This window comes from Parabacteroides sp. 20_3, from assembly GCF_964238835.1.
Classification (GTDB): domain Bacteria; phylum Bacteroidota; class Bacteroidia; order Bacteroidales; family Tannerellaceae; genus Parabacteroides; species Parabacteroides distasonis.
Genome location: NZ_CAXSNO010000002.1, coordinates 435,947 through 453,716, shown reverse-complemented (window position 1 = coordinate 453,716; position 17,770 = coordinate 435,947). Strand labels below are relative to the sequence as shown.

The following is a 17,770-nucleotide window of genomic DNA, read 5'->3' as shown; positions in this document are numbered from 1 at the left end:
ATGTAAACATGAATAGGGTTCCTATTGTTTTAGGGCTTCCAGTAACTTATCGACCGCCTCGGCGGGAGTAGCTTCGCTCTTTAGTAACTGGACGAACTTGCTACCGATGATGGCACCGGAAGAATGGGCTGTCGCCGCCTCGAAAGTGGCTTTATTGCTGATGCCGAAACCTACCAAGCGGGGATTCTGTAGGTTCATGGCGTTGATACGACGGAAATAGGCCTGCTTTTGTTCGTTGAAGTCTTGTTGGGCTCCGGTCGTGGCGGCGCTGGATACCATATAGATAAATCCGCTGGTATGGGCATCGATCTGCCGGATTCGTTCCTCGGAGGTCTCTGGGGTGATCAGCATGATCATTTTTAGGTCATGGCGATCGGCGATCTCCTTGTAGTCGGAGATATAATCGGCATAAGGCAGGTCGGGGATGATCATTCCGTCTACGCCGGCCTCTATGCAACTCTCGCAGAATTTCTCGAAACCGTATTGCATGATGGGGTTCAGGTAGCCCATTAGGATGATCGGGATCTGTACTTCGCTCCGGATCTCTTTCAATTGCTCGAATAGGAGGTGCAGTGACATCCCGTTACGCAACGCTTGCGTGGCGGCCTCTTGGATGACAGGGCCGTCTGCCATCGGGTCGGAGAAGGGGATTCCTACTTCTACCATGTGGATACCTTTAGCCTGTAAGGCTTTTAAGATGCTTGCCGTATCGTTTAAGTTCGGATAACCGGCGGTGAAATAGACGGAGAGTATTCCGTCTTTCTGGGTCTGGAATAAGTTTGTGATGCGATTCATTTTGAATTCTATTTTAAAAATACTATCAGACGGTGGGAGACGGGGCACGCCCCGTCTCTACAGCTGGATGTAAAATTTGTTGGATGAAATTCTTTAGTTTGTCGATGTCTTTCAATCCCGGCTCAATCTCGAAGCCACTGTTGAGGTCGATACCTGCGAAACGGGGATGCCGGAAGTTCCGGATCGCCTCCGCGTTTTCCGGACGGATGCCTCCGCTGAGCAAGAAGGGAGTCTCTCCTTCATATTCGGTTAGGATGGACCAATCGAAACGTTTGCCCGAGCCTCCATAGCCCTCGCATCTCGTATCGAAAAGGAAATAATCCACCCGGCCCTCATATTCCCTTGTTTTTTCGAAGTCCTCTTTCGTAGCGATGGGGAAAGCCTTGATCAAGGAATAGCCCCTTTTTTGCAAGGTGTGGCAATCTTCCGGCGATTCGTTACCGTGAAGTTGGAGATAGTCTAGCTTGTAGGCGGAGGCTTTCTCCATCATGGACTCGATGGTAGCGTTGACGAAAACGCCCACTTTCTTAGGGGACAATTGTTCACTGTCCGTTACCTGTTGCTCCGTCGGGCATCGCTCGACAAAGCGCTTGGAACGTTCGTAGAAGATAAAGCCGATCCAGTTGATGGCTAGGGCGGCTACTTCCCGGATATTCTGAGGTTCCCGCATTCCGCAAACTTTGATGATCATGCCAGTCCTCCTATAAAATCGGCTAGGGTATCGCCCGGCCTCTCGGTTTTCATGAAGGTCTCTCCGATCAGGAATCCACGGAAACCGGCCTCACGCAATTGGCGTACGGTATCGGTCTCGGAGATTCCGCTCTCGGACACTAAAAGAGGGGAGAAGCCTCGCATCTTATCGACCAACTTGAATGAGTTGTTTACGTCCGTATGGAAGGTGCCGAGATTGCGGTTGTTCACGCCGAGCATATCGATATCCGCGTTCAGGTATTTGAGCTCGTCCTCGCTATGGACTTCCAGCAAGACTTCCAATTGCAGGCTATGGGCGGTCTCGGCGAGTATCCGGCATTCTTCTTCCGTAAGGGCGGCGGCGATCAACAAGACAGCGTCGGCACCCATCACCCGGGCTTGGAAGAGTTGGTAGGTATCGATGATGAAGTCCTTGCGAAGTAACGGGAGATCCACCAGCTTGCGGGCCTTTTGCAAGTCGCCCAAGGAACCTCCGAAGAAATCCCCGTCCGTAAGGATCGAGCAGGCGGAGGCTCCTCCGGCCTCGTAAGCGGGCACCACGTCGGCGATATTCGCACCCGGATGCAGCCAGCCCTTGGAGGGGCTTTTACGCTTGAACTCGGAGATAATACCGGAGGGGGATGATTCCAGCGCCGCACGCATGGAACGTGTGTCACGCTCCATACGGTCGCTACCTAGAGCCAATAAGGTCTGTAAGCTTACGGCCTGTTTTTGCCGGGCTACCTCGATGCGCTTATTGGCGATAATATCTTGTAAGATGTCCTTTTTCATAGGATATGTTTCTTTATCTTTGGTTCAAAGATATAAATTTACGGAATGTGGCCAATGCTTTTCCGCTTTCCAATGATTCACGTGCCTCGGCGATACATGTCTCGATCTTCTTCTCTGGACAGATCACTTGGATGGCGAAAGCGGAGTTGGCGATCACGCAGCTCTTTTGGGCCTCGGTAGCCCTGTTCCCTAATACGGCGTCGAAGATACGGGCCGCTTCCTCCGGGGTCTCTCCGCCATCGAGGTCCGCTTCCGTGCAACGTTTGAATCCGAGCATCTCCGGGGTATAAAGCTTCTCTTTCTCCGGCATGGCTACCTTGAAATCGGCCGTGAGGGAGATCTCGTCGTAACCGTCCAAGCTATGTACCACGGCGAAACGGGTACCACTCTCTTGATACGTATAATTATATAGGCGGAGTAGCGGGAGGTTATATACGCCTAACAATTGGTAAGTAGGCATGACCGGGTTGACCAGCGGGCCGAGCATATTGAAGAAGCTGCGCACGCCGAGGCTCTTCCGTACCGGAGCTACCGCTTTCAGCGCCGGGTTGAACAAGGGGGCGTGGAGGTAGGCGATATGGCAGGTATCCATGGAGGTACGTAGCTTATCGATATCGTTCGTGAATTTTACGCCGTGTTGCTCCATCACGTTGCTGGCACCGCTCACCGAGGTAGCCCCGTAGTTACCGTGCTTTACGACATGGTAACCGGCACCGGCCACTACGAAACAGGAACAGGTACTGATGTTGAACGTGTTTTTCCCGTCGCCTCCGGTACCTACGATATCGATCGGCTTGTATTCGCTTAAATCTACCGGTACACGCATCTCCAGCAAAGCTTCCCGGAATCCGGTCAATTCCTCTACGGAGATACTGCGCATCAGGAATACGGTGATCAGACTGGCGATCTGGGAATCGTTGTAGCGTCCCTCCGCTATATTCTGGAGGATATTCCGGGCTTCTTCCCGACCTAGATATTGGTGCTCGAATAATCTGTATAATATTTGCTTCATGTCTGTAATGTGTTGAATGATAAAATATTGCAGTTTTGCGATATTTCTTTATCGAAAAACTTTTGTTTCTCTAGGGGAAAACTCTTGTTTCTTGCTTGAGAAACATTAGTTTCACCATAGAGAAACTGATGTTTCGTTAGGAAGAAACTATAAGTGCCTTAGGAGGTAATTAGCGTTTCAGCCAGTTCTCTATAATTGTCTTCCCTTTGGGTGTCAACACGGATTCCGGATGGAATTGGATACCTCGTACATCGTACTCACGATGGCGCAAGCCCATGATCTGTCCTTCTTCCGTATCGACCGCCGTGATTTCCAGACAATCCGGGAAGTTTTCCTTGGAGACCGCCCAAGAATGATAACGCCCAACACGTATACCCGGTTCCAGTCCCTCGAAGATAGGATCTTTAGCGACAATCCGTATATCGGAGCAAACGCCGTGATGCACGTCGGTAAGGTTTATCAATGTGGCGCCGAATGCCTCGCCGATGGCCTGCTCGCCTAGGCAGACACCTAGGATGCTCTTTGTCGGGGCGTACCGGCGGATCAAGGGGAGGAGGATGCCGGCTTCCTCGGGGATGCCCGGTCCCGGGGATAGTAAGATCTTATCGAAACGCTCTATCTCTTCCAAGGAGATCTTGTCGTTGCGGTGTACCTCTACATCCGCACCCAGTTCCTTCAATATATGTAGCAAATTGTAGGTGAAGGAATCGTAATTATCAAATAATAATATCTTCATTTTATATATATTGTTGTTGTTGTAGAGACGGGGCGTGCCCCGTCTCATCCTTTCAAAATGGTAACTTAAAATACTATCAGACTGTGGGAGACGGGGCACGCCCCGTCTCTACAACCGGATAATCAATTGATTAATTTCTCCGCTAGATCTATCGCCTTCTTCAAGGCTCCCAGCTTATTGTTTACCTCTTGTAATTCACGCTCATCGTTGCTCTTAGCCACGATCCCGGCTCCCGCCTGATAGTAAAGTACGTTGCCACGGCTGACGAAGGTACGGATCGTGATCGCTTGGTTCAAATCACCGTCCAGACCGATAAAGCCGATACAGCCGCCGTAAGCGCCCCGGTTATGATGCTCGATGTCGGTGATCAATTGCATGGCCCGTACTTTGGGGGCTCCGCTCAACGTGCCGGCGGGGAAGGTATCGACGTAGGTCTTTACCGGGTCGCTATCGGTGTTGATCTCGCCGTTCACACGGGATACGAGGTGGATGACGTGGCTGTAGTATTGTACCTCCTTATAGAAATCCACTTGCACGTCGTGGGCGTTCCGGCTGAGGTCGTTGCGGGCGAGGTCTACCAGCATCACGTGCTCGGCGTTCTCCTTGGGATCGGCAAGCAGGGCCTCGGTACGCTGCTTGTCTACCTCGATATTACCGGTACGGAAAGCGGTCCCGGCGATCGGGTCGATGCTGGCGTGTCTGCCCGTTACCTTGCAATGCGTCTCGGGGGAAGAGCCGAAGATACGGAAACCTCCGAAATCGAAATAGAACAAATAAGGAGAGGGGTTGATGCTGCGAAGAGCCCGGTACACCTTGAAGTCGTCTCCCTTGAACGGTTGCTCGAAGCGACGGCTCAATACGATCTGGAAGACATCCCCCCTGAGGCAGTGCTTGATGCCTTGGCGGACCATCGCCTTGTATTCCTCGCCGGTGATCGGGGAGGTCTCGGGACCCGCTGTCTGGAAGTTATAGGAGGCGAAGTTACGGTTCTCGATCAATGTCTCGATTTCTTCCAGCCGGCTAGCCTCGTCCTCTTGGAGCATCTCCACTAGGGTCAACTCGTTCTTGAAATGATTGAAGACAAGGATATACTTATATAATATGTATAGCATATCGGGGGCGTCGTTCTCCTCGTGATGAACTTCCATGACCGGGATGTTCTCGAAATAACGGACGGCATCGAAAGCCGTGTAGCCGAATAATCCGCAGACCTTCTTGTCCGCTCCCTCCACCTTGAAGCAGCCGAGGAAAGCGTTCATCGCCTCGGGTACGTTATAGTCTTCGGTGAGCGGGGTAACCTCACGGGTCTCGTCCGGGAAGGTAGCCGTGCATTCTCCGTTGTTGATACCGATGCTCGCCAAGGGGCGGAGCGCTATAAAGGAAAGGCTATTCTCGTTTCCGTGGAAGTCCGAGCTTTCCAACAGGGCCGATTCCGGGTAGATATCCCGCACCTTCAGATAGATGCTTACGGGCGTATGAAGGTCGCCCATCACCTTCTTGCTTATTGTCCTAAAGGTATAATCCATCATATAATTTTCAATTTTCAATTCTCAATTTATAATTAATGTAAGTGTCCATATCTTTATCGCCACGGCCCGAGACAGTCAGTACCACCACGTCTTCCGGCTTGAAGTTTACCTTGGCCAAGGCTCCCAAGGCATGGGCGCTTTCCAAGGCCGGGATGATTCCTTCCAAACGGGTCAACTCGAAAGCAGCCTCCAACGCCTCGTCATCATCGACCGCTAGGATTTGCGCACGGTGCTCTACGGAGAGGTTCGCGTGGATCGGGCCGATGCCCGGGTAATCCAAGCCGGCGGAAACAGAATAAGGTTCCTCGATCTGTCCGTCCTCGTTCTGCATGACCAAGGTACGTGCCCCGTGGATGATGCCCTCTTTACCCAATTGGATCGTGGCGGCGCTCATGCCGGAGTGGATGCCCTTGCCGCCGGCCTCGGCCAAGACGATCTTCACCCGCTCGTCGTCCACGAAATGATAGATCGTACCGGCGGCGTTACTTCCCCCGCCTACGCAGGCGATCAGGTAATCCGGGTGATCCCTTCCTTCCTTCTCCAGCAGTTGCTTCTTGATCTCCTCGCTGATAACGGATTGCAGCCGGGCTACCATATCCGGATAAGGATGGGGTCCTACCGTAGAACCGATAATATAATACGTATCCGAAGGATGACAGCACCAGTCACGAATCGCCTCGTTTGTGGCGTCTTTCAAGGTCATGTTTCCCGAGGTCACGGGCACGACGGTAGCTCCCAGCATCTCCATCTTCTGTACGTTGGCATGTTGGCGTTCCACGTCTGTCTTCCCCATATAAACGATACATTCCATATTCATCAAGGCACATACCGTAGCCGTAGCCACTCCATGCTGTCCGGCACCCGTCTCGGCGATGATACGGGTCTTCCCCATGCGGCGAGCTAGGAGGATCTGTCCGATCGTATTGTTGATCTTATGTGCTCCGGTATGGTTCAAGTCTTCCCGTTTCAAATAGATCTTGCATCCGTACTTCTCGCTCAACCGTTTGGCCAAGTAAAGAGGGGAGGGGCGGCCTACATAATCACGCAATAACTGATCGAACTCTTCCTTGAAGCTATCGCTCTCCAACACTTGCAGATAGGTATTCTGTAAATTTTCCACGCATTGATGAAGGATCTCGGGAACATAGGCCCCGCCGAACTCACCATAGTAACCATTCTTGTCAACTTGATACGTTTTCATCTTTTATCTATTTTAGTTATTTTCCTTTTGAATTTGCCATAAAAAGAAAAGAGGCCTGCCGCAAGTGCGACAGACCTCTTTATATCTTTATGTAGTGTTTATATATACATACGAGTCTTCGTTCCTTACGACCTTTTGAGTTGTACGGAGCGCCACCACCAATATGTATTTACTACGAATGTTCTCATGACTCTGTTTTGTTATTACGGCAGCAAATATATGGAATCTTTGACAAACAGCAAATAAAATCGTACTTTTTTTATGAATGAGATAAAAAAGATCAGAAGGTCTATTAAAACTGCTCTATTGACAAATTGTAATTCATTGAGCCTTGTGTAGACGTGTATTGGCGTTTTTGGTATTTGTTTTTATTATTTCGAAGAATAATTTGCTTTCAAAATAATAGTTTCTACCTTTGCGGAAACAATAAAAAACGATTAATATTTCTAATATGGATACTAAATTAACTGGAAAAACTCGCATAGAGAGCGATTTGATCGGCGCTCGTGAAATCCCCGCCGAAGCATTATACGGAGTTCAAACCTTGAGAGGAATCGAGAATTTCTCAATCAGTAAATTCCGTTTGAGTGAATATCCTTTATTCATTAAAGGATTAGCTATAACAAAAATGGCGGCTGCCATGGCTAACTTTGAATTAGGCTTGCTTACCGTAGAGCAAAAAGACGCTATCATCGCCGCTTGTGGGGAGATTCTCGATGGTAAACATCACGACCAGTTCCCGGTGGATATGATCCAAGGCGGAGCGGGTACCACTACGAATATGAACGCGAATGAGGTGATCGCCAACCGTGCCTTGGAGCTGATGGGGCATGAGCGGGGTGAATACCAATACTGCTCACCGAACGACCATGTGAACTGCTCGCAATCCACGAACGACGCATATCCGACCGCTATCCATATCGGTATGTATTTTAAGCATCTTCAATTGCTTCCCCATTTGGAGGAATTGATCGCCTCTTTCCGTAAGAAAGGAGAGGAGTTCTCGCAAATTATCAAGATGGGACGTACGCAGTTGGAGGATGCCGTACCTATGACGTTGGGGCAGACCTTTAATGGCTTCGCCAGCATCTTGCAGGATGAGATCGCTCACTTGAATGAGGCCGCCGCCGATTTCTTGGTGGTTAATATGGGAGCTACCGCTATCGGTACGGGTATTTGTGCCGAGCCGGGATACGCGGAGAAATGTATCGCGGCTTTACGTGAGATAACCGGATGGGATATCCGTCTCTCCTCCGATTTGGTAGGAGCTACCTCGGATACTTCTTGCTTGGTAGGCTATGCTTCCGCCATGAAGCGGGTTTGCGTGAAGATGAATAAGATATGTAATGACCTTCGCTTGTTGGCAAGCGGCCCTCGTTGCGGTTTGGGTGAGTTTAACTTGCCTGCTATGCAGCCGGGTTCTTCTATCATGCCGGGTAAGGTGAATCCTGTGATCCCGGAGGTGATGAACCAGATCGCTTATAAGGTAATGGGTAATGAATTATGTGTGACCATGGCCGGGGAAGCCGCCCAGATGGAGCTGAACGCCATGGAGCCGGTGATGGCACAATGCTGCTTCGAGTCCGTGGATTTGCTGATCAATGGTTTCGATACCTTGCGTACCCGTTGCGTGGACGGTATTATCGCTAACGAGGATCGTTGCCGTGAGGAGGTACATCATAGCATCGGCGTGGTGACGGCCTTGAATCCGGTAATCGGCTATAAGAACTCGACCAAGATCGCGAAGGAGGCGTTGGAGACCGGTGTTAGCGTTTATCAATTGGTACTGGATCATGGTATCTTGACCAAGGAGGAATTGGATACGATCTTAAGCCCGGAGAATATGATCAAGCCGGTGAAGTTGGATATCAAGCCTCGCCGTTAATCGAGTCCTATTATATAATGTATACCATTTGTGGACCGTATAGGTGGATTTTTCCATCCTATGCGGTCTTTTTTTAGATTATAATCTCTATCTTTGGACTGACTTAATTCTAATAATCATGATAAATAGACGAGATTTTTTAAAGAATGCGTCCCTTTTCACCTTGGGTGGCCTGATGGCCGGAAAGGTCGGGAGCGCAGATGCGGCTAAACCTGTCACTTCTGAAACGATGGCCGCTAAGACAGTTGGTTTACAAATCTATTCTTTAGGCAAGGAACTTTATGCGGATGTACCCGGTGGATTGAAAAAGATCAAGCAAATGGGGTACACGAATCTGGAATTGGCCGGTTACAAGGAAGGTAAGATCGGCGGTGTAGACATGATGGAATTCAAGAAGATGGTGGATGATGCCGGATTGAAGATCACCAGTTCCCACGTGAATCCTCCGGTACGTGAGTACACGAAGGCCAATCGCTCTCAGATCTCCGAGTATTGGAAGAAGACGGCTGATGACCATGCCAAACTAGGCGTGAAGTACTTGATCCAGCCCGGGCAACCGAGTACCCGTAGCACCGAGGAAACCGCTTTCGTCTGCGAGATTTTTAACGAGGCGGGTAAGATCGTGAAAGCGGCCGGTATTCCTTTCGGCTATCACAACCATGAGATGGAGTTCGCCAAGGTAAATCCGGGCAGTACGGAGGCCAAGCTGGGAAGGCGTGTGAAAGGAGATTGCATCTATGAGTTGTTCTTGAAGAATACTGATCCTTCGCTTGTATTTTTCGAGATGGATGTTTATTGGGCCGTGATGGGACAACAAGATCCGATAGAGTGGTTGAAGAAATATCCGAACCGTATCAAGGTATTGCATATCAAGGACCGTGCTATTCTAGGCGAGTCCGGGATGATGAATTTCGAGAATATATTCCGGCAAGCTTACGCGAATGGAATCAAGGATTATTTCGTGGAGTTGGAGGGTATGCCTGACGGACGTTCCCAGTTTGAGGGCGTGAAAGGCTGCGTGGATTATTTATTGAAAGCACCGTTCGTGAAATAAGTCTTTTGACTCATTAAAAAAACGCTCATGGCGGTAGGATGCTTCCTCCGTTATGAGCGTGTTTGTTCGTAAAGCAGCCATACCAATAAAGGGATATAGTCCTTTAATTCCGTCCGTAATATCTTGAGCGCTTGAGAGATGCGGTATGCGATTGTTTTGGGGGATACGCCTGTCCGCTCGGCGATCTCGTTGTAAGTCATTTCCTCGAAACGGTTCATCTCGAATGCCTTACGGTATTCATCCGGGAGCTCCCGGATGGCCTTGGAGGCCAAGGCCATCAGTTCTCCTATATAAAAATCAGGATTCTCGAATTGCTCTTGGAACTTGGCGTACAATCTCTCGTGCACTTGTTGCTTAACCTGTATGTGGCTGATCGTATTGAGGCATTTATTGCGGACAATCGTGAAAAGGAGTGATTTCAGGGACATGTCCGCTACTAGGGATTTTCGGTTTTCCCACAGCCACATCATCACGTCTTGTACGATCTCCTCTGATTCTGGTACTGTTACATATTGGGAGGCGAAGGCGCACAATCCCCGGTAATATTGTTTGTACACGGTGTCGAACGCTTGTTCGTCTCCTGCGATAAGTTCTAGTGAAATTCGTTCTGCGTTCTCGTCCACAATAGTGTTTAAGTTTGTTTGGTTGCAAACTTAATGAATAATTCCGGATAAGAGGCATGAATCCCGCTACTTTTTCTTTCCTTGGTTGGCTACGGCTTCCATGAGTTTCTTGATTTCCTCCGGGTCGCCAAGGAAATAATCATTCACGAGTTTCAAGTCATCATCGAACTCGAACACGTATGGAACGGCTGTCGGGAGATTCAGATGAACGATCTCTTCATCGGAGATGTTTTTTAAATATTTGATGATTCCCCGCAAGCTGTTTCCGTGAGCGGCGACAAGGATCTGGTCGGCGGTCCGGAGCGTCGGGAAGATAACCTCTTTCCAATAAGGGAGAATCCGCTCAACCGTATCTTTCAAGGATTCCGTACGGGGCAACTCTTTATCCGGCACGTCTTTGTAGCGGATATCGAAGCGAGGGTTACGAGGGTCGTCTTCCGATAGGGGAAGCGGGGCTATATCGTAACTGCGACGCCAGATCAAGACTTGCTCGTCTCCATACTTTTGGGCGGTCTCGCTCTTGTTCAACCCTTGTAGCGATCCGTAATGTTTCTCGTTCAGCCTCCAGCTCTTCTCCACCGGGATCCAGTCTTGGTCCATGCGATCCAATACACAATTCAAGGTTTTGACGGCCCGTTTTAAATAAGAGGTATAGGCTTTATTGAACACATATCCTTTTTCTTTCAATAGGTTGCCGGCCCTATAAGCTTCGGCCACGCCTTTTTCTGTCAAATCCACATCGGTCCAACCGGTGAACCGGTTCTCTTTATTCCATACACTTTCGCCGTGGCGAAGCAATACGATACTTTTCATAGGTCTTTTTATTTTTATGATTTGTTTTTCTCGAAATCCTCGATGACTTCTTTTAATATAGGTAGATGACTATGTTGTACATCCTTCGCTGCCGTGAGGAAAGTGACAACCGGATGCTTCTCGATCTCTCGTAAGAAAGGAATGAAATCCGGGTTCTGCTTGATCTCCATCCCGTAGCGACCTTGGAATACTTCCCAATGCCTGTCTTTATCCTCGTGGAACCATTGGCGTAACTCCTTAGATGGAGTGATGTCTTTTCTCCATTCGTCAAACTTCGCATCCTCTTTCTTCAGTCCTCTGGGCCATAGCCTGTCGAGAAGAATGCGATAACCATCCGCCTCACTTGGCTCCTCATAAATCCGTTTTAAAAGAATCTTTACCATAAGAAGTCTCATTTTGTGGTAAAACAGTAGAAAGAGGGATATTGTTGAGCCTTTCTTTAGGAACGGTATTTTTGCCATTATTCAATTTTCTTGAAAAAAATCGTTTTTTTGTTTAGTACATCTTTTGTCTCAACTGTATTAATTATAGAAACAAGAAAAAATGGAAATAAACGAAGACATATTGATCCGATACATCGATGGGATGTTGACCGAGGAGGAAGCTGTGGAGGTGAAAAACTGGCGGGCCGCCTCTCTAGAAAACGAGAAACTGTTGGAGCAGGTCTATTTTACAGCTCAAGTGGCAAGTCGCCTAAAAGTCATGCGGACCGTGAACCCGGACGAGGCGTTGTCTCGTTTTAAATCAAGAATCCATAAGAAAGAGAAAAGATTAGCTTTAAGACAAGTGTTAGGTGTTATTCAACGGGCTGCGGCCGTGTTATTCATTCCAGTCTTTCTTTTATCCGCTTATTTGTTCATACAGCAGGGTCAAGGGAACGTGCGTACGCTAGCCGTACGCACGAATCCTGGGGTGGTTTCGGCATTCGATTTACCTGACGGTTCTAAGGTTTGGCTGAATGCCAATAGCGAATTGAGATATCCTTCGGATTTCAATGCGGATACCCGTACGGTGGAATTAACCGGACAAGGATATTTCGAGGTGACGAAGAATGCCCATAAGCCTTTTATTGTGAAAGCGGATAAAGATTACTCGGTAGAGGTGTTGGGTACTTCTTTCAATGTATCCGCTTACAAAGACGAGAGTATGATAGAGACCACCTTGGTAGAGGGATCGGTAAAGTTGAACGTCGTGTCCGGAGGAAAGCGAATGACACAGATGTTGAAGCCAAACGAGAAAGCTGAGTATCAAAAGGGTGCTGACAAGATCAAGGTGTTCGACGTGAATACCGAATATGACACGGCTTGGAAGAACGGGGAGATTATCTTCAGGAACCATCCGATGGATAAAGTATTGAAAACGCTGGAACGTCATTATCACGTAGTATTCGAGGTAAAAGATAACGAGATACTCAAGTCCATAATAACAGCCCGTTTCAAGGACGAGCAATTGCCTCAAGTATTGGAATACCTGAAATTGGCGTCGGGAATCCAGTATGCGATACATAAACCTACCGTTAAGGACAGTGGATCGGGAACCTCAGTCGTGGAAATATCAAAATGAGAAATAATGTGTAACCTTCTAAAATACGTCTGCCCATGAAGAAAGAATAAACAAGGATTAAAAACATACGGAAGAATATTGGCGTATTCTCCCGTACGAAAAGTCAAGAAGAGCTGTTGGCGCAGCTACAAATAACTTTATTATAAATAGTAACACTACAAAAATATGAATAAAATTGTAACCTTAAATGCTTTAAGGGGGAATAGTTATTCTCTTTTTCGAAAAATTCCGTTAATGATTAACATGGGGGTATGCGCATTCTGTTTGGTACCGGCCATGGTTTTCGCAGAGAACACGCATGAAGTCACAGTCTTAAACGCTCAACAACAGACACGAAAAGCAGTCGGTGTCGTTACGGACAAAACGGGCGAGGCTATTATTGGTGCTAACGTAATTGTTAAAGGAACTACCAACGGTACCATCACGGATATGGATGGCCGTTTCGAGTTGGATGTTCCTAACAATGCGACTTTACAAGTTTCCTATATCGGTTTTAATACGCAAGAGATCGTCTTTACCGGACAACCTTCTATCGAGGTTCAATTGGTCGATGATACGCAAGCCTTGGATGAAGTCGTGGTAACCGCTTTGGGTATCAAGCGAGAGAAAAAGGCTTTGGGATATTCTATGTCTGAATTGAAAGGCGAGTCCCTGACGCAAACCCGTGATGCTAACGTGGCCAACGCTTTGGCTGGTAAGGTAGCAGGTTTGCAGATCAAGCAAAATGGTACCGGTGTCGGTGGTTCCTCTCGTATCGTGATTCGTGGTAATAACTCTATTACTGGTAATAACCAGCCGTTGATCGTTGTGGACGGTGTACCTATCGATAACTTTAGCGGTGGTACGGATGACTATTGGGGTAACGGTAACGTGGATAAAGGTTCCGGTATCTCTGATATCTCCCCGGATGATATCGAGAGTATGTCCGTATTGAAAGGCCCGGCAGCCGCGGCGTTGTATGGTAGCCGTGCAGGTAACGGTGTCGTGATGATCACGACTAAGAAAGGTAGCCAGAATAAAGGTTGGGGCGTAAGTATCAACTCGAATTTCACGGCTGAGAACCCGATGCAAACCCCGAAGTTCCAAGATGTATACGGACAAGGTATCGACGGCGCTTTCGATAATAATAAAGCGACGAGCTGGGGTGCCGCTATGGACGGTTCTTCTAAGGATATGGCGATGGGTTCTTACCAGTATGCGGCGAGAGACAATGATTTATATAAGGATTTCTTGCGCACTGGTACCACTTGGACAAACAGCGTGGATTTGAGCAAGAGTTCCGAGGATATCACTTTCCGTGCCGGCGTGACACGCTTGGATAATAAGGGTGTTGTTCCGAATAGCGGAATGGATCGTACGTCTATCAACTTGCGTTCTACGGCTAAACTGTCTAAATGGTTATCGGCCGACGTGAAGGTTAATTATGTAAGCCAGCATACGAACAACCGTGTGAAATTAGCGGGCGACCCGGATAATATCTTCCTTAACTATTTAAGTATGCCCCGAAGTGTGGGCTTCTCTGACTATGACGCCTATAAAGATAATGATTGGAAACGTGCGGACGGAAAGCCCGCTGGTTATCTGATCGACACGGGAGCCAACGCCAATAACCCGTATTGGTCCGCTTACCGCAATACGAACAAGGATAAGAAAGACCGCTTTATCGGATTCGCGGCCTTGGATTTCACGTTTACGGATTGGTTGAGCTTGAAGCTTCGCTCTGGTATGGATAATTACACCATCCAGTATGAGACAATCCGTGCGACAGGTAACCCGTATTGGGAGAACAACGGTAGCATGACAGCCAATATGGAGAAATTCACCGAGATCAACTCCGATTTCTTATTGACAGCTAAAGGCAACTGGGATCGATTCGGTATCGTAGGTACGGTAGGTGGTAATATGATGTACCGTAATTCTACATGGTACAAGGAATCATCCGGTGAGTTTGTGATTCCCGATTTCCATGCGATCGCCAACGGTAAGACACATGGTGGTGAGTATACTCGCAACCGTAAACAAATCAACTCGCTATATGCTACGGCATCATTGTCTTGGGACGACTATTTGTATTTGGACTTAACTGCTCGTAACGACTGGTCTTCAACACTTCCAAAAGACAATGACTCTTATTTCTACCCGTCGGTAGGTGTTAGCTGGATTTTCACCCAAATGTTGAATAAGATGGGGCATAACACGGGTATTCTTTCTTTCGGTAAGATCCGTGCGTCTTGGGCTCAGGTAGGTAATGATACGGACGCTTATATGTTGCGTGACTATTATAATATCAGTTATGATATTAAAGGGGGTATTTTTAATGCCAGCAACGAGGATTGGATGGCAAATCCAAATTTAAAGAATGAGACGATCAACTCTTGGGAGTTAGGCCTTGAGTTGAAGGCGTTTGAGAATAGGGTTGGTGTCGACGTAGCGTATTATAAGAAGAACGCCAAAGACCAGATCTTAAAGATCGATGTTCCTTCCGCTACAGGGTTCAAGAAAAAGATGATCAACGCCGGTAATATTGAGAATAAGGGTGTAGAGGTTGCGTTTAACGCTACTCCTTATATCTCCGAGAGTGATTTCCAATGGGATACTCAGTTGAACTGGTCAAAGAATATCAACAAGGTAATTTCATTGACAGATGATACGAAAGAGCAGATCCTTAGTGACGCATCAGTAAGTTTCTTGAAGATCGTCGCTCACGAGGGTGGAGCCTATGGAGATATTTACGGTTACGCTTATCAACGGGATGATAACGGCAACATTATTATCGGTGCCGATGGTGTTCCTTTGAGAACGGACGATATGGTATTGTTGGGTAACAACCAGCCGAAATGGATGATGGGTTGGAGCAATACCTTGTCATATAAGAATTTCGTGTTGAACTTCATGTTCGATATGCGTTATGGTGGTGATGTGTATATGGGATCTATCCGTGCGGGTGCTTCATCCGGTAATTTAGAGATGACGTTGGATGGTCGTGATGGTATGGTTGTTCCGGGGGTATTGGCCGATGGTACTCCCAATACGAAGAGTATTACGGCTCAAGCTTATTGGAATGGTCTTTCTAGCAATAACGTGACAGAGGCTTATATGTACGATGCGACAAACATCCGTTTACGTGAGTTGAGTTTGGGTTATAATTTCCCGAGAACGATGTTGGCGAAGACTCCATTTACTTCCGCTCGCTTGAGTTTCGTGGCTCGTAACTTGTTCATGATTTATAGTAAGACAAAGGGATTCGACCCGGAGGCTGCTTATACATCTGGTAACGCCCAAGGTATCGAGTACGGTTCTATGCCTACTATGAGAAGCTTAGGTTTCAATATTAATTTGGCATTTTAATGAAACATAAATCTAAAAATGGAATTATTATGAAAAGTAATATAAAGATATTAGCAGCTTGTTCGTTTATGATGGCGAGTATGGCCAGTTGCGACCTGACAGGTATAAATGATAACCCGGATAAGCCGACGGATGATGTAAATTACAATATGAGCGAACCTCGATTGGCCTCTACGCTACGTGGTGGGATGATTATCGATGGTGATGTGGAACAACGCTTGAAACCTTTGCAAATTGATTTCTACTCTCAAATGTTGGTCGATGGCGGTGGTTGGGCAACTAAGAATTATATCCAAAATGACGAGTGGAACAATTTAACATGGCAAGCGTATCTGACACAGATTTCTTCTATCAATATCGTGATCCGTAGTTTGATGGAAAAAGATAAGGACTTATACGCTAATACGATCGCTTTCGCTCGTATCTGGCGTGTGTATATCCATAGCCTGGCTGCGGATAAGTTTGGTCCGATGCCTTTCCCGGCCTATGCTACCGTAGAAGATAATCCTCCTTATAAATCGGTGAAGGATATCTATTATGAATATTTCACGGAATTGGATGAGGCGTTGAATAGCTTTAGCGATAGCGCTGAGCCTATATTCTCGGATGCAGGTATCGACTTGGTCTATAAGAATGACGTTTCTCTTTGGAAAAAATTTGGAAACTCCTTGCGTCTTCGTTTCGCTGTTCGTCTATCTGAGGTGGATCGAGAGAAATGTGTCGCTGAGGCAAATGCCGCTTTGACATCTCCTTGTGGTTTGATCTCAAGCAAGGCTGATAATGCTTATATGCCTCCAAAAGCGGATGGTTCTTGGGGACAGGACTATAACTATACGATGTTCCAGATTACTTGGAGCGGTCCGATCTGTATGTCTAAGTCATTTGAGAAATTAGTGACTAATATCGGTAATATCGATTGGCCTGCCGGCGTGGTAAACCAGACATCCGGAGTTGCCGTATCGAATGTACATCCCGCTAAGGTAGACCCTCGTGCCCCGAAGATGTTCCAGCCGGGTATTGAGAATGGTGATTGGAAAGGTTTGGTATACGGTGCGAAAGCAGAGGAGGCGAATACTGGTATTTATCAGTCTAAGCAATGTGCAGAGATGGGCTTTATTATTAAAGATGGCGCTCCGTATAAATCTCGTCCTTATGATATGTTCCTTTCTGAGGAAGTTGATTTCTTGAAAGCTGAGTTGTTCGCCCGTAATTTGGTCGCCGGTGATGCTAAAGCTGCTTATGAGGCAGGGGTACGTGCTTCCTTCGAGACTTGGGGTGTATCGGGTGATGTTGAGGAGTATTTGGCTTCCACGGAAAAGAATGAGGCTGGTACCAGCGCGAAATATGACGATCAACAAGGCGCAGGCAATACGGCTTTAGAGAAGATCATCACGCAGAAATATATCGCCGGACTTCCAGATTTGGCGCAGGAAGCTTGGAATGACAAGCGTCGTTTGAACTTGCCTCGTTTGGATGTGGCTGTTTATCGAGATCAAGCTGTATATAATAATAGTGATACAAATATCTTGAATCCTCAAAATTTTATCAAACGTATGAAATACCCGATGAAAGAGCAATTGGTAAATGCTGCTGAATATGAGAAAGGCAAATCCATGTTAGGTGGGAAAGGTGATGTGGTTTCGACCCCGATTTGGTGGGATAAGAATTCCAACTATTGCACATCTTCAAAATAAATAAACAGACAGATTGATTATATTGAGCTTTAACA

15 protein-coding genes are annotated in these 17,770 nt (G+C 47.4%); 5 read left to right on the top strand and 10 right to left on the bottom strand.

The window, feature by feature from the left end; genetic code table 11:
• Positions 1-21: 21 nt before the first annotated feature.
• From trpA to trpB, 7 genes are all read right to left on the bottom strand, one after another.
• Positions 22-795 carry a tryptophan synthase subunit alpha gene (gene trpA / locus ACESPU_RS05685; protein ID WP_048928682.1) on the bottom strand — a complete coding sequence of 258 codons (774 nt, stop codon included), beginning with the start codon at positions 793-795 and terminating at the stop codon, positions 22-24.
• A 25-nt stretch (positions 796-820) separates the two neighbouring features.
• A complete protein-coding gene (locus ACESPU_RS05680) occupies positions 821-1,486 on the bottom strand; it encodes a phosphoribosylanthranilate isomerase (RefSeq protein ID WP_158532511.1) in 666 nt (221 codons plus the stop codon).
• Positions 1,483-2,277 carry an indole-3-glycerol phosphate synthase TrpC gene (trpC, locus tag ACESPU_RS05675; protein ID WP_008779672.1) on the bottom strand — a complete coding sequence of 265 codons (795 nt, stop codon included), beginning with the start codon at positions 2,275-2,277 and terminating at the stop codon, positions 1,483-1,485. The genes ACESPU_RS05680 and trpC overlap by 4 nt, the downstream gene beginning before the upstream one ends.
• Before the next feature lie 13 nt (positions 2,278-2,290).
• The gene (gene trpD / locus ACESPU_RS05670) at positions 2,291-3,289 is read right to left on the bottom strand and encodes an anthranilate phosphoribosyltransferase (protein ID WP_022192169.1); all 999 of its coding nucleotides are present in this window, start codon (positions 3,287-3,289) and stop codon (positions 2,291-2,293) included.
• A 169-nt stretch (positions 3,290-3,458) separates the two neighbouring features.
• Entirely contained in the window at positions 3,459-4,025 is a 567-nt protein-coding gene (locus ACESPU_RS05665; RefSeq protein WP_008772464.1) for an aminodeoxychorismate/anthranilate synthase component II, read from the bottom strand.
• A 122-nt stretch (positions 4,026-4,147) separates the two neighbouring features.
• Positions 4,148-5,551, bottom strand: coding sequence for an anthranilate synthase component I family protein (locus ACESPU_RS05660; RefSeq protein WP_122145759.1), 1,404 nt, complete (start codon positions 5,549-5,551; stop codon positions 4,148-4,150).
• A gap of 10 nt (positions 5,552-5,561) precedes the next feature.
• On the bottom strand, positions 5,562-6,755 hold the full coding sequence (trpB, locus tag ACESPU_RS05655; RefSeq protein WP_122369237.1) for a tryptophan synthase subunit beta: 1,194 nt from the start codon (positions 6,753-6,755) through the stop codon (positions 5,562-5,564).
• 451 nt (positions 6,756-7,206) lie between these two features.
• Between trpB and ACESPU_RS05650 the strand changes: the two genes are divergently transcribed.
• Both ACESPU_RS05650 and ACESPU_RS05645 read left to right on the top strand, forming a co-directional pair.
• Positions 7,207-8,640 (top strand): aspartate ammonia-lyase, encoded by a 1,434-nt coding sequence (locus ACESPU_RS05650; RefSeq protein WP_005863095.1) that lies wholly within the window; start codon positions 7,207-7,209, stop codon positions 8,638-8,640.
• Positions 8,641-8,758: 118 nt separating this feature from the next.
• Complete coding sequence (locus tag ACESPU_RS05645; RefSeq protein ID WP_005857832.1) at positions 8,759-9,694, top strand: sugar phosphate isomerase/epimerase; 936 nt, start codon at positions 8,759-8,761, stop codon at positions 9,692-9,694.
• Positions 9,695-9,744: 50 nt separating this feature from the next.
• Here ACESPU_RS05645 and ACESPU_RS05640 read toward each other — a convergent pair whose 3' ends face one another.
• The 3 genes from ACESPU_RS05640 to ACESPU_RS05630 all read right to left on the bottom strand — a co-directional run bounded on the left by ACESPU_RS05640 (position 9,745) and on the right by ACESPU_RS05630 (position 11,513).
• On the bottom strand, positions 9,745-10,317 hold the full coding sequence (locus ACESPU_RS05640) for an RNA polymerase sigma-70 factor (RefSeq protein ID WP_005863093.1): 573 nt from the start codon (positions 10,315-10,317) through the stop codon (positions 9,745-9,747).
• Positions 10,318-10,383: 66 nt separating this feature from the next.
• Positions 10,384-11,130, bottom strand: coding sequence for a 2,3-diphosphoglycerate-dependent phosphoglycerate mutase (gene gpmA / locus ACESPU_RS05635; RefSeq protein ID WP_005863091.1), 747 nt, complete (start codon positions 11,128-11,130; stop codon positions 10,384-10,386).
• Between the two features lie 14 nt (positions 11,131-11,144).
• Entirely contained in the window at positions 11,145-11,513 is a 369-nt protein-coding gene (locus tag ACESPU_RS05630) for a DUF488 domain-containing protein (protein ID WP_005857809.1), read from the bottom strand.
• Positions 11,514-11,673: 160 nt separating this feature from the next.
• Between ACESPU_RS05630 and ACESPU_RS05625 the strand changes: the two genes are divergently transcribed.
• The 3 genes from ACESPU_RS05625 to ACESPU_RS05615 all read left to right on the top strand — a co-directional run bounded on the left by ACESPU_RS05625 (position 11,674) and on the right by ACESPU_RS05615 (position 17,735).
• Positions 11,674-12,693, top strand: a complete 1,020-nt coding sequence (locus tag ACESPU_RS05625; protein ID WP_036615587.1) for a FecR family protein — start codon at positions 11,674-11,676, stop codon at positions 12,691-12,693.
• Between the two features lie 165 nt (positions 12,694-12,858).
• Positions 12,859-16,041, top strand: a complete 3,183-nt coding sequence (locus ACESPU_RS05620; protein ID WP_373133189.1) for a SusC/RagA family TonB-linked outer membrane protein — start codon at positions 12,859-12,861, stop codon at positions 16,039-16,041.
• Between the two features lie 29 nt (positions 16,042-16,070).
• The gene (locus tag ACESPU_RS05615; protein ID WP_005863085.1) at positions 16,071-17,735 is read left to right on the top strand and encodes a SusD/RagB family nutrient-binding outer membrane lipoprotein; all 1,665 of its coding nucleotides are present in this window, start codon (positions 16,071-16,073) and stop codon (positions 17,733-17,735) included.
• Positions 17,736-17,770: the final 35 nt, after the last annotated feature.